14 protein-coding genes are annotated in these 13,286 nt (G+C 43.0%); 11 read left to right on the top strand and 3 right to left on the bottom strand.

All coding sequences use genetic code 11. The features are described 5' to 3' along the window. Window positions 1-138: 138 nt before the first annotated feature. Window positions 139-738 (top strand): hypothetical protein, encoded by a 600-nt coding sequence (locus ACWPWY_RS12720; protein ID WP_454192018.1) that lies wholly within the window; start codon window positions 139-141, stop codon window positions 736-738. A 265-nt stretch (window positions 739-1,003) separates the two neighbouring features. Further along, complete coding sequence (gene gndA, locus ACWPWY_RS12715) at window positions 1,004-2,416, top strand: NADP-dependent phosphogluconate dehydrogenase (protein ID WP_454192017.1); 1,413 nt, start codon at window positions 1,004-1,006, stop codon at window positions 2,414-2,416. A 9-nt stretch (window positions 2,417-2,425) separates the two neighbouring features. Here gndA and ACWPWY_RS12710 read toward each other — a convergent pair whose 3' ends face one another. Beyond that, window positions 2,426-2,764, bottom strand: coding sequence for a hypothetical protein (locus tag ACWPWY_RS12710; protein ID WP_454192016.1), 339 nt, complete (start codon window positions 2,762-2,764; stop codon window positions 2,426-2,428). Between the two features lie 162 nt (window positions 2,765-2,926). On the opposite strand from ACWPWY_RS12710, the gene ACWPWY_RS12705 reads away from it, so the two are divergent. Then, entirely contained in the window at window positions 2,927-3,439 is a 513-nt protein-coding gene (locus ACWPWY_RS12705; protein ID WP_454192015.1) for a shikimate kinase, read from the top strand. Between the two features lie 85 nt (window positions 3,440-3,524). Here the strand turns inward: ACWPWY_RS12705 and ACWPWY_RS12700 are convergent, their stop codons facing one another. Further along, complete coding sequence (locus tag ACWPWY_RS12700) at window positions 3,525-3,821, bottom strand: rhodanese-like domain-containing protein (protein ID WP_191799043.1); 297 nt, start codon at window positions 3,819-3,821, stop codon at window positions 3,525-3,527. Window positions 3,822-3,991: 170 nt separating this feature from the next. Between ACWPWY_RS12700 and aroA the strand changes: the two genes are divergently transcribed. From aroA to ptsP, 4 genes are all read left to right on the top strand, one after another. Beyond that, a complete protein-coding gene (gene aroA / locus ACWPWY_RS12695) occupies window positions 3,992-5,281 on the top strand; it encodes a 3-phosphoshikimate 1-carboxyvinyltransferase (protein ID WP_454192014.1) in 1,290 nt (429 codons plus the stop codon). A gap of 25 nt (window positions 5,282-5,306) precedes the next feature. Then, window positions 5,307-5,735: a CoA-binding protein gene (locus ACWPWY_RS12690; protein ID WP_454192013.1), complete on the top strand. Its 429-nt coding sequence runs from the start codon at window positions 5,307-5,309 to the stop codon at window positions 5,733-5,735. 119 nt (window positions 5,736-5,854) lie between these two features. Further along, the gene (locus ACWPWY_RS12685; protein WP_454192012.1) at window positions 5,855-7,741 is read left to right on the top strand and encodes a glucose PTS transporter subunit IIA; all 1,887 of its coding nucleotides are present in this window, start codon (window positions 5,855-5,857) and stop codon (window positions 7,739-7,741) included. Next, the gene (gene ptsP / locus ACWPWY_RS12680; protein ID WP_454192011.1) at window positions 7,738-9,474 is read left to right on the top strand and encodes a phosphoenolpyruvate--protein phosphotransferase; all 1,737 of its coding nucleotides are present in this window, start codon (window positions 7,738-7,740) and stop codon (window positions 9,472-9,474) included. Before ACWPWY_RS12685 ends, ptsP begins: the two co-directional genes overlap by 4 nt. Window positions 9,475-9,609: 135 nt before the next feature. On the opposite strand, the gene ACWPWY_RS12675 is transcribed toward ptsP, so the two are convergent. Beyond that, window positions 9,610-10,137, bottom strand: coding sequence for a type 1 glutamine amidotransferase domain-containing protein (locus ACWPWY_RS12675; RefSeq protein WP_454192010.1), 528 nt, complete (start codon window positions 10,135-10,137; stop codon window positions 9,610-9,612). 243 nt (window positions 10,138-10,380) lie between these two features. Between ACWPWY_RS12675 and ACWPWY_RS12670 the strand changes: the two genes are divergently transcribed. The 4 genes from ACWPWY_RS12670 (at window position 10,381) to ACWPWY_RS12655 (ending at window position 13,252) form a co-directional block, all read left to right on the top strand. After that, the gene (locus tag ACWPWY_RS12670) at window positions 10,381-10,830 is read left to right on the top strand and encodes a hypothetical protein (RefSeq protein WP_454192009.1); all 450 of its coding nucleotides are present in this window, start codon (window positions 10,381-10,383) and stop codon (window positions 10,828-10,830) included. 208 nt (window positions 10,831-11,038) lie between these two features. Beyond that, entirely contained in the window at window positions 11,039-11,386 is a 348-nt protein-coding gene (gene ytxJ / locus ACWPWY_RS12665; RefSeq protein ID WP_454192008.1) for a bacillithiol system redox-active protein YtxJ, read from the top strand. 90 nt (window positions 11,387-11,476) lie between these two features. Beyond that, window positions 11,477-12,481: a catabolite control protein A gene (gene ccpA, locus ACWPWY_RS12660; RefSeq protein ID WP_191799051.1), complete on the top strand. Its 1,005-nt coding sequence runs from the start codon at window positions 11,477-11,479 to the stop codon at window positions 12,479-12,481. Between the two features lie 72 nt (window positions 12,482-12,553). After that, the gene (locus tag ACWPWY_RS12655; RefSeq protein ID WP_454192007.1) at window positions 12,554-13,252 is read left to right on the top strand and encodes a 5'-methylthioadenosine/adenosylhomocysteine nucleosidase; all 699 of its coding nucleotides are present in this window, start codon (window positions 12,554-12,556) and stop codon (window positions 13,250-13,252) included. The last annotated feature ends 34 nt before the right edge of the window (window positions 13,253-13,286 follow it).

Genomic DNA, 13,286 nt, shown 5'->3' with positions numbered 1-13,286 from the left:
TAACTACGTACCCTTACCTGACGTGTCGTATAAAATAGGGTAAGCCGACTTATGGTGGAACGTAGATCATAGGGGCCATGGCGGAAAGTCACATAATAAGACTCCGGATCAATCATCCGGCATGGAGGAGGAAGTGCCGTGAACAAGAGCTATGAAGTGGAATACTGCAATCTAGAGCTCCGGTTTAACCGTCGGCATATCCAACAGCTCATCAAAGACTTAATTCAGGAAGGATATTCGCTGTATTGGAGTGAAGATGAAAGCTTGTTCATTCTTTCCGTGAGAACGGGTCGTAAATTGGTTAAACTGAAATTTCAACTCATGCGTACGGGCGATTACAAGTTGATTGGTGATTATATTATTAAGGATGCGAAACTTGCCGAGTTCATAGAGAAACTCATTGGAGATACTCGAGGCCATGCGGTTGTCCGCAGGTTTAAAGATCACATCATCGTTATAGAGAATATTTTGTTCGGCGAGGTTATACGTCTGGTGGAAGTGTCGGGTTTTAAACAAAGGGTGATCTATCAGAAAGGACCGACCCCTACAATGGAAGAGATGGAGGAAATGTTCACTTCGCAAGAAGGAGAAATGAGATTGCTGCTGTTAAAGATGGAAGTGGATGATGAACTCGAACGGCTTCATGCTGCAATCCATACCGGAGATGAGGCTAAGGCGGAGACTTGCCGTAACTATTTAAAGCAAATGCAGAATCGAATGTTCATGCTTGAATGGTAAACTGCCGCATGAACCATACTATTATTTATATGAGTATTTGATGAACACCTCATGAAAAGAGGTGTTTTATCCTTGTTTACACTTTAGCGGGGGGTTCACTTCCTTTTGCAAAAGCGTTAGAATAGGATTATTGTTAGGGCGTCCTTCTTTTGCTTACATAATTTTTAAGGAACGATGATTGTCTGCTTATGGACAAGTTTCTTAATTGGACGGCTCTAGTAACATAAGATACATCAAAATAACGTAGCAAAGGATGGAGAATATATTGACTAAACAACAAATTGGCGTGATCGGTCTAGCCGTAATGGGCAAGAATTTAGCCCTGAATATTGAAAGTAAGGGGTTTACGGTATCTGTATTCAACCGTTCTCCGGAAAAAACACATGATCTTCTGAAAGAAGCAGAAGGCAAAAATTTGCAAGGTTTCTTCTCTATTGAAGAGTTTGTACAATCCCTTGAATCTCCACGTAAGATTCTGATTATGGTACAAGCAGGACCAGCTACAGATGCAACGATTCAACAGCTCATTCCTCATTTGGATAAAGGCGACATTATTATCGATGGTGGTAATGCTTACTTCCCTGATACAGTTCGCCGCAGCAAAGAACTAGAAGAGCAAGGTTTCCGCTTCATTGGTGCTGGTGTATCCGGTGGTGAAGAAGGCGCACTGAAAGGCCCTGCAATTATGCCTGGAGGTCAGGAAAGCGCTTATGAACTTGTAAAACCAATCTTAACTTCGATCGCGGCTCAAGTAGATGGAGAGCCTTGCACAACATATATCGGTCCTGATGGTGCTGGACATTATGTCAAAATGGTACACAACGGTATCGAATACGGTGATATGCAACTGATTGGCGAAGCATACCACTTGATGAAAGATGTACTTGGTCTTACGGCAGAAGAATTCCACGAACTCTTCTCCGAATGGAACAAAGGTGAGCTTGACAGCTACCTGATCGAAATTACTGCTGATATCTTCTCCAAATATGATGAAGAAACAGGCAAACCAATGGTAGATGTAATTTTGGATGCTGCTGGACAAAAAGGTACTGGAAAATGGACTAGCCAAAGTGCATTGGATCTCGGCGTACCATTATCTATGATTACCGAATCCGTATTCTCCCGTTTCTTATCTGCGATGAAAGAAGAGCGTATTGCAGCTAGCAAAGTGCTCAGCGGTCCAAAAACAGAACCATTCTCTGGTGACAAGCAAGAATTTATCGAGAATGTTCGTAAAGCATTGTTCGCAAGTAAAATCGTATCTTATGCACAAGGTTTTGCTCAAATGCGTGCAGCTTCCGACGAATATGGCTGGAATTTGAAATATGGAAACATTGCAATGATCTTCCGCGGAGGATGTATTATTCGTTCCCAATTCTTGCAAAACATCAAAGAAGCTTATGATAAAGATGCAGAACTGAAAAACTTGCTTCTGGATCCATACTTCAAAAATGTTGTAGAATCTTACCAAGATGCATGGCGTAAAGTGATTTCCATTGCTGTAGAAAAAGGAGTTCCGGTACCTGGATTCTCCAGTGCTCTTTCTTACTATGACAGCTACCGTACAGAACGCCTTCCAGCGAATCTGCTTCAAGCACAGCGCGACTACTTTGGTGCACATACGTTTAAACGTGTGGACAAAGAAGGAACTTTCCACCACAACTGGATGGGAAAATAAGAACGGCTTTTAAGATACACTATAATTAATGCTGCTTTGCTGCATTTCTCCGCGAAGACCATAGAGTGCCTCGTGCAGGCAGGTCCGGAGTCTTTCTTGTGTTGAGTGGGAAGTGTGTTTACCTAGCAGCAGCATGGCAGCTTCACTAAAATATTGAAAATTAGTAATAAGACGTGGTTTTGGTAGATCCATGAGAAGTGGGTCTTCCAAAGCCACTTTTTGTTGTACATAATGCAGTACGAGCAGTACATCATCTCTACAAATCACATAACCTGGTTCAAAGATACGTGTGATTCTGCTAGGAACCACAGGCGGTTTCAGTACGGGCAGATAAACTAAATCATCCATTATCTTCACACTCCTTACCGATATCTCTACTTTTATCCTCTATCATCCATACGTAAAAGGATGTCCAGATATGCTTCTTGGCGGATCTTTTTTTCTATGTTATGTTTAGTAGAATAAAAAAGTGGAACTAACTGGGTCTCATAATGAAGGGGTGGCAAGGCAGTGAGCAAGGAAGTTGATAATATCATTCTTATTGGAATGATGGGCACAGGTAAGACCACAGTATCCAGCATACTGGCACAAGAACTTGGATACACGCTCGTCGATATTGATACGGAAATAGAAGCACAAGAAGGCAGTCCGATCCCTGTCTTATTTCAAGAAAAGGGAGAAAGCTACTTTCGCCAAGTGGAGAGTGATACCTTGTGTAGAATTCTCAAAGACTCTTCTCAAGTCGTTTCTACGGGTGGAGGATGTGTACTTCGAGCAGAGAATCAGGAGTTAATGAAGGATGCAGGTTGGATTATCGCTTTGACAGCGAGTCCTGAATCGATTATTTCACGCGTGTCGTCTAGTGGAGATAGACCGCTGCTTGAAGGCAATGTAGAGGAACGTATAAAGAATATAATGGAAGAACGTAAAGATGCATATTCTTTTGCAGATGTTACGATTGATACTTCGGAACTTAGTCCGGAAGAGGTTGTTCATCATATTTTAACGCTTTACCGCGTCTAAGCTGTTGTGCTTTTCAGATACATTGTAGTATGATCATAAAAAGAAAGAGGGCAGGCACTGCCTACCCGTTCCGTCTTTCTCTTCATTAGGTCCAGGCAAGCATGCCGCCAACCAGGTTCACGCAGCTTGGATACCCAAGCTCTGTTAGATATTCGCAAGCTCTCTCGCTGCGATAACCGCTGCGGCAGATCAAAATCGTTTCCTGCGTTTTCTCGATCTCATCAAGACGATCAGGAATTTGCCCAAGTGGAATATGTTTTGCTCCTGGAATCATTCCAGCAGCAACTTCCTCATCTTCACGAACATCAATCATTTGAATAGCTTCTCCTGACTGTAGACGAGCCTTAAGTTCAGCAGGTGTAATCTCGAGTATTTGATTCATGAGTCATCCTCTTTTCTATGGTTACTATATATTGGTGTAATCCGAATGGACATGTTCTTATGGATAACAATACCATGATACCGAAGGGAAGAGGGGACTGTCAATTTCATTACGTAGGTTGTTCCCGAGTGTAAGCCGCAGCTGATTATATATAAAAAGGAGTTATAACCATGGACGTTATCGTAAATAACACCCCTTCCTTAACGGGAAGGATTGACGCTTTATCTTCCAAAAATTACACAACACGTTATTTGCTTGTTGCTGCACTAGCAGAAGGAACGAGTACCATCTATTATCCTGCTCACAGTGAGGATAGCGATGCGATGCGCCGCTGTATTCAGGATTTAGGTGCTGTTCTTGTAGAGGACGATGAGAAAATAACCATTACTGGGTTTGGCTCTGCACCTCGTCCCACAGGCGAACTGAATGTAGGGAATGCAGGAGCGGTTCTACGGTTTCTGATGGGAATTGCCGCGCTTGGAGAGGACATTACATTCGTTAATACATATCCCGAATCTCTTGGTAAACGGCCGCATCAAGATTTAATTGATGCACTAGAGCAGCTTGGAGCCGAAGTAGATCATCAGGAGGGAAGACTGCCGATCACAATTCGTGGCGGTAAGCCGCAAGGCGGAGTGATTCGAGTATCGGGTTCTGTGAGTTCTCAGTATCTGAGTGCACTGCTCTTTTTGACACCGCTTCTCCCGCAGGATAGTACCATTGAAGTCCTTCATGATCTGAAATCGAAAGTCGTTATCGGGCAAACACTCGAAGTGTTAGAACAAGCCGGTATCGTCATTCATGCAAGTGATGACTATATGTCCTTTCAGGTTCCTGGTTCCCAAAAATATAAACCGGCGAATTATACAGTCCAAGGAGATTATCCCGGATCAGCAGCGATCTTAGCAGCGGCTGCGGTGACAAAATCAGATGTAACGGTTACAAGGTTGATGGAGAAAAGTAAACAAGGTGAACGTGCTATTATTGACGTGCTCAAAATGATGAACGTTCCGCTGACCCATGAAGATAATATCGTTCATGTCCAAGGAAACGGGAAACTTACGGCGATTGAATTTGATGGAGACGCAGCTACGGATGCGGTACTTGCTATGGTTGCAGCAGCTGTTTTTGCGGAAGGTACTTCGCGGTTTTATAATGTGGAGAATCTAAGGTATAAAGAATGTGATCGAATTACCGATTATTTGCATGAACTCTCCAAGGCTGGCGCAAGAGTCGAAGAAAAACAAGCGGAGATTATTGTCCACGGACGGCCAGAAGGGGTAGAAGGCGGCGTTGAAATTAACGCTCATTATGATCATCGTGTCATTATGGCACTCACGATTGTGGGCCTCCGTTCCAAAGAGCCGCTGCGTATTAAGGATGCTCATCACGTTGCGAAATCCTATCCTGGATATTTCGATCATTTACAGGCGCTTGGCGCCAACGTAGAATGGGTATAGTAAAGTTAGAAAGGTGCTGATGAATATGGCATTTGAAAATCCATCACGGGATGAGATCAAAGAACTTCTTCGTTCCGCTGGAAATATTGCGGTTGTCGGTTTATCAGATAAACCGGATCGAACTTCCTACATGGTCTCACAAGCGATGCAAAGCAGGGGGTATCGAATTATTCCAGTGAATCCTAGAGCAGATGAAATTCTAGGAGAGAAATGTTATGCGAAACTTGCAGACATTCCTGAGCCTGTTGATATCGTAAATGTATTCCGCCGCAGTGAATACTGCGCCGATGTGGCAAAAGAGGCAGCCGAGATCAAAGCTAATGTACTATGGCTGCAGCTCGGTGTTGTCAGTGATGAAGCAGCTCAGATTGGTGAAGAGCATGGCATGACGGTCATCATGGATCGATGCATTAAAGTCGAGGATTCTATTTTACTTGGCAAAGAGCAAAGGTAAATGATGAAAGAAAGGTCCCTTTGTGAGGGGCCTTTTTACTTTCGCAAAAGATGTACAGGATTCATTTTGACAAAAAGACATGGAACGCTTACCATCTAGATTAGAAAGGAGAGGGTGCCATGAATTGGCTCGGTTCCTTACAGCAGCTCGGCAGAGCTGTGATGCTCCCAACGATGGTCTTACCTGCAGCAGCGATATTGCTGAGTGTAGGCAGTTTGCCATGGGATTCTTGGGGATTTGAAAGTGTAAGCGGAATCGCTACAGTAGCAGGTCAAAGCCTGTTTTATTTTTTGCCGTATTTATTTGCGGTGGGTGTGGCGCTTGGTTTATCGAATCAGGCGGGTCAAGCCGGTCTTGCTGCCCTGTCGGGGATGATTATATACGATCAGGTAGTAAGTCATTTTGGAGATGGAAGTGTTCAGCCTGCTTCACTCATCGGTATTATTCTTGGCGCCATCGCCGGGATTACTCATAATCGATTTAAAAGTATACGACTACCTGAAATTTTACAATTCTTTGGAGGATCTCGGTTTGTTTTACTGATTGTAGGACTCATCGCGGCATTATTCTCCTGCTTGATGCTAGGTATTGCTCCCATCATCCAATCTCTACTGGACATGATTGCTTCTATGGAATATCAACTGGGAGGATTCGGACTCTTTTTGTATGGCATTTTGTACCGGGTGCTGGTTGCTTTCGGACTTCATCATTTGCTGAATAATGTGTTCTGGTTCCAGCTTGGTTCCTATGAGACGACAGGCGGTGAGGTTGTTACGGGAGACTTACCTCGCTTTTTCGCTGGAGATCCAACAGCAGGATATTTCATGTCAGGTTTGTTTCCTATTATGATGTTCGCTATTCCAGCGATCGCACTTGCGATTATCCAGGAAGCTAGAGAAGATTTGAAGCCGAAAGTCTACAAGACGTTCATTACGTCAGCTCTTGTGTGTTTTTTGACAGGGGTATCAGAACAGATTGAATTCGCCTTTTTGTTTGCTGCGCCTTACCTGTTCATCGTTCATGCGGTTATGTCAGGGCTTGCTCTATGGATCAGCTACTTATTAGAAATACGCCATGGATTCTCATATTCTGCGGGTGCGATTGATTACATACTGAATTTCCATTTGTCCGAAAATGGGTTGCTTCTCATTCCGATAGGGATCGTATACGGCTTAATCTATTATTATTTATTTCGCTGGGCGATCCGTACGTTCCGTATTCCTACACCAGGGCGTGAAGAAGGTTCAGTCCTCGAAGATTGGGTGGGCAGTATCCCTTATCAAGCTCCACTTATACTTGAGGCACTGGGTGGCAAACGTAATATCGTTCAGGTAGAAGCATGTATTACTAGGCTCAGAATTACCGTTCATAATGATCGTCTAATCGATGTAAGTGCGATGAAGGCACTTGGTTCTGCTGGTCTCATCAAGCTTGGAGGAGGAAATGTACAGGTTGTATTCGGTACTTATTCTGAGCTTATACGGGAAGAGATAGCCAAATTGCTTGAGCGTGATTTGCCGCAAGTATTATTCAGTGCGCCGGTTCAAGGAAAAATGTTGCCAATCGAGGATGTACCGGATAAAATATTTGCCGGTAAGCTTGTAGGTGACGGGGTTGCTTTTCTACCGGAGAATGGTGAACTTCTTTCTCCTGTATACGGCACCATTATGCACCTGTATCCAACGATGCACGCCATTGGGATCCAAACACCGGAAGGACTAGAAGTATTACTTCATATTGGGATTGACACTTCACAACTCAAAGGATGCTTTGAAGCCGCAGTAAAAGAAGGAGATGTCGTGGAGGCTGGTCAACTATTGATCAAATTTGATCTGGATGGACTTAGGAAGGATGCTCCTTCATTAGTTACACCGATGGTGATCACCAATCCCGACCGAGTGAAATCATGGAGCTATGCTCCATTTAAACATGTTAGAAAAGGCCAGGCATCGGTAATGTCTGTTGTACTACATGAAGATAGGAATGTTGGAGGGGTAGAAGCATGATACAAGGCATCTCAGGAGCGGCAGGCGTCGCAATAGGCAAGGCATTTGTCCTTCCCAGCTGGGAATGGGATTTACCAGACCAAAAAATGGACGTCGTTGACCTGGCCAAAGAATTTGAACGGCTCTATGAAGGTATCAGAACATCTCGCAATGAGATTGAGATAATAAAGCAGGAGTTTAATGAAGTGGTCGGACCGGAGGAATCCAGTATCTTCGATGCTCATTTGGCTATACTGGAAGACCCCGTATTTATGAGTGAAATCCAAGGCATTATTGAACGCCAGTATAAGGCAGCTGAAGTTGCGGTAAAAGAAGCTATTGATCATTTTGTGACGATGTTTGATTTGCTGGATGATGAATATATGAAAGAGCGTGCTTTAGATATAAAAGATGTAGGGAATCGCTTGTTAAAACATTTGCTGGGTGCTCCCGAAATCACGCTCCCTTCAGATACGCAGCCTTATATTCTCGTTGCCAAAGAACTATCTCCTTCACAACTTGCTCATCTAAATCCTAATTATGTACTTGGGATCGTGACTTTAATCGGAGGCAAGACGTCTCATTCTGCCATTATGGCAAGAGCACTTGGCATCCCTATGGTATCGGGGCTTGAGAATAGCGTGAATCTTCCCGTACAAACCGGGGATACACTCATTATCAATGGAGATGAAGGCACCGTCTATGTGAATCCGAGCGAGAAGATGATGGAGAAATACACACGAATTCGTAACCAGCAGCTTCGTAAAAAAGAACAACTCCAGGTACTTGCTGAAGTTGATGCGGTTACTATAGATGGCACCTTAATGAATCTCGCTGCTAATATCAGTTCAACAAAGGAGCTCGAGATGGCCCTTCGCCACGGCGCAAAAGGGGTCGGATTATTCCGCACGGAATTCCTATACATGGATCGACCGACCTTTCCTACAATGGAAGAACAATATGAGGTATATCGTCATGTTGTCGAGAGAGCAGGGGGGCAGTCGGTTGTCATTCGAACACTTGATATCGGCGGAGATAAACAGCTCGACTATTTTCCGCTGGCAGAGGAGGATAATCCCTTTCTTGGGTATCGTGCGATTCGAATTAGTTTAGATCTGAAAGATTTATTTAAAGCCCAGTTGACGGCTATTCTGAGAGCTAGTGTTCATGGGAAAGTGAAAATTATGTATCCTATGATCTCCTCAATCGACGAAATTCGGGAAGCGAATCAGGTATTGCGTGAAGCCATGGACGATCTTGATCGGCAGGGTATCGCTTATGATAAGAATGTTCAGATTGGTATTATGATTGAAGTGCCTGCTGCTGTTGTTATCGCGGATCTTCTCGCAGCAGAAGTGGACTTCTTCAGTATCGGGACGAACGATCTTGTACAATATGTCCTTGCTGTCGACCGGATGAATGAACAGATTGCTCATTTATATCATCCGTTTCATCCATCGATCTTGCGCATGCTGAAGATGACCGCTGATGCTGCTCATACGGCCGGAATCGATATCAGTGTATGCGGAGAACTGGCTGGGGACGAGAGAGCAGTGCCGATCTGGATTGAGCTTGGAATTCATAATCTTAGTATGTCTCCGCAATCGTTACTTCGGGTAAAACATAGACTGCTGAATACGTATGCGGAGGAAGCAAAGGCAGTGGCTAAATCTTGTATTTCGATGTCAAGAAGTCAAGAGATTGAAGCGAAGTTAGAAGAGTTCATTGAAGAAAATACAGAGAGATTAAACTGATCTTTATATTTATGTATAAAAAGGATGGATATCGCCGTAAGCAGATTACGGCGGAATCCGTCCTTTTTATTTTTTATGTGTTGTAAAGAAAAACGAAGTGAGTGGAAATCTGCTCACTCGTTCTAAGAAAATATTTTATGATCTTTCTGCAAGAAGATCACAGAAGGCTTTTCCATAAGGCGGAAGATCGGGAGGACGGCGTGCAGATACAATATGTCCGTCGGTAACGACCGCTTCATCTTTCCAGATCGCACCCGCATTTTCCATATCATCGCGAATACCTGGTGTCGAAGTAACCGTAACCCCTTGTAGAATTTTGGCGGATATGAGTACCCATCCCGCATGACATATTTGTCCGATCACTTTCTTTTCTGCATTCATTTCTTGAATCAGTGAAATCACTTTGGGATATCTACGCAGCTTGTCCGGTGCCCATCCCCCTGGAACAAGAATACCATCATAATCTGTACTGTTTAGTTCCTCAAAGCTAAATTCCGCTGTAGCAGGAACACCGTATTTACCTACATACACTTTATCCTTTACTTCACCAGCAAGATGAACCTCGGCTCCTTCTTCACGTACACGATGTACGGGATACCATAACTCCAAATCTTCAAATTCTTCATCAACGAGCGCAATTACTTTTTTTCCAGTTAGTCTCATGTCATTCATTCACTCCTTTTGTATTTCTTCTCCTAGTGTAACGGAGAGCAGCTCAGATTACCAAATGTGCTAACTTTTGAACAGAAATATAACTCCATTGTGACTCTTAGCATAGACATATGAGAGAAGATTGGTAAATAGTTCTGGTGCCTGTAACAGCAGGATTTATGATAATGGAGTCGAAGATTTATTGTAGAAGAAACACGAAACTTGCATGTAGACAATGTTACAGGCGGTGATCCTATGCCCAAATGGTGCGATTGCAATCAACCGATGAATCTTGAGCTGCGTACCGTAATTTTTGCTAAAAAAATTGAAGTTAGAAATGTACCCATTTTTTCGTGTATGTCCTGTTCCACTTATGAAGTACTTAAACCCGTAAAAGCTCATTTAACCGAGTATCTTCAAACGATAGAGATGTCTTTAAATGATCCATATCAAGTTGTGATTTTTTCGGATATAGATGAAATAGCTAGTTTATTCAGTGACCTATATTTGAGGAGTGTTGAGACGGACTTAGAAAAGCTTGGGGATGTGGTTGAAGTTTTCAAAGAGGAGCGTATTAATTTACTTCTTGATGTGTATCAGTGTGCACTTCAGATGGACGATGAAGGTTGGATGAGGGATACACAGCGGAGACTAGAGCAACTGTCACAATTCCACTTTGAAGAACATTTTTCGGAAGCAGGATAAAAAAAGAACCTTGGATTGGATTGAAAATTAGCATTTCTCGTTGATTTTTGTTACTATATTGTTAGTGTAAGATTTTCAGAAAAGAATGAAAACAAGACACGAAGCGATTTTTCATGTATTCGCATGGAATCCCTTACCATTCTCATCATCATCATTTTCTTTGTACGATCCACTGGCTGCTGAACTTATGAAAGGGGATGTATATGCTATGAAAACGTTGACAAGAATGAATTCTATAGAGCAATTAAATGACGGTATCGCATTATCTTCGGAAGCACCGCTTCTGTTATTTAAACATAGCACCCGCTGTCCTATTAGCGCGCATGCGTATAAAGAAGTATCAGCATATTTGCAAGATAGTCCCGCAGATAAAGTAAACTATAGTATCATTTATGTCGTCGAAGATCGCAGTATTTCACTAGAAGCTGCAGATCGTCTGGGTGTCAAACATGAGTCTCCACAGGTTATCCTTGTGAAAAACGGCACACCCGTATGGCATACTTCCCATTCCCAAATCACTTCAAGTGGCTTAAGTGCGGTTTTAAGCGAGTCTTAAAGCCCATTCATTGCATGTTGCAATCTTATGTCGTATCATAATTTTAATTGAAAATGAACTGAAAATTTATTGCAAATGGAGAGAAGGAATGTGACGGTAACGATCTATGACGTAGCGCGCGAAGCCGGTGTTTCAATGGCAACGGTTTCTCGGGTAGTCAACAACAATCCAAACGTTAAACCTCAGACACGAAAAAAGGTATATGAAGCTATTGAGCAACTCGGCTATCGCCCGAACGCAGTAGCAAGAGGGCTTGCTAGTAAAAAAACAACGACAGTCGGAGTCGTAATTCCCGATATTTCGAACTCGATTTTTGCCGAGATTGCTCGGGGAATTGAAGATATCGCTAATATGTATCATTACAATATTATTTTGTGTAATGCCGACAAGAAAAAGGAAAAAGAAATTCGTGTTATTAACACACTGCTTGAAAAACAAGTAGACGGGCTTCTTTTCATGGGCGGTACGGTGACGGATGAACATATTCAAGCCTTCCAAACTTCGGCGGTCCCCATCGTCCTTTGTGCAACGAGTGACGAAAAAGGAACCTATCCTTCGGTTGATATTGATCATGAAACGGCAGCTTTTGATGCGGTAAGTACACTCGTTCGTCATGGACATCGTGAGATTGCTATGATTAGCGGAACGCTTCAAGACCCTGCGAATGGTTATGCTAGGTTCCAAGGGTACAAGCGTGCGCTGGAAACTGCGGGTATTGAATATCAAGAAGATTTAGTACGCATCGGGAACTACCGTTATGAGTCTGGTGTTGAAGCTATGAAATATTTCTTAGGTCTTAAGAAAAAACCAACTGCTATTTTCTGTGCAACGGATGAAATGGCAATTGGTGCTATTCATAGTATTCAGGACGAAGGACTTAAAGTGCCGGATGATTTCTCTATTATTAGTGTAGATAACATTCGTATGGCTTCTATGGTTCGTCCGCAGCTCACTACAGTAGCGCAGCCAATGTACGATCTAGGTGCAGTAGCCATGCGACTGCTTACGAAACTGATGAAAAAAGAAAACGTAGAAAATCCACGTGTTATTTTACCGCACGAAACGATCTTGCGTTTGTCTGTTAGTCACGTGTAAAATATGGAATAGAAAAAGCTCCGATAATCGGGGCTTTTTTTGCCGATTAATCAAGTAAAGGGGATAACATCTATGACAGCTACAATAGGGCTCATAGGAGCTATGAAAGAAGAGATTGAACTTCTTCTTGCAGGCATGGAGAATGTAAACCAGCATACATATGCAGGCATTCATTACGCGGAAGGGGATATTTACGGACAACATGTTGTGGTTTGTCAGTCTGGAGTAGGTAAAGTAAATGCAGCAATCACAACACAAATGCTGATTGAGAAGTTTGGAATCTCTAAGATTATTTTTACTGGGGTGGCTGGGGCAGTTCATCCTGAACTTGAGATCGGTGATATTGTCGTATCTACGACATGCATTCAGCATGATATGGATGTAACTCCTCTTGGATTTAAGCGCGGGGAAATTCCTTATCAGGAAGTATCTGCATTTCCGGCTGATGCTGAACTGATAAGTCTCGCAGAGAAAGCATGTGAACAGCTCGTAATACCAATGCGTAAAGGAATTGTACTTTCTGGCGACCAGTTTATCGCAAGTAAAGAATCCGTAAAATGGCTCTATGAAGAAATGGACGGAGCATGTGTGGAAATGGAAGGTGCAGCAGTGGCACAGGTATGTTACATGAATGATGTACCTTTTGTTATTCTACGTGGTATGTCGGACAAAGCAGACGGGTCCGCACATGTCAATTTTGCTGAATTTACAGTGAAGGCCTCCCATCAATCTCACAAAATTGTGGAATCGATGTTGCTTCACCTCGGTTAAGTACGTAATCCTCTATAATAATGAAAAGACAGGA

Source organism: Paenibacillus sp. Marseille-Q7038 (assembly GCF_965111595.1).
This window is presented reverse-complemented; position numbering and strand designations above follow the sequence as displayed.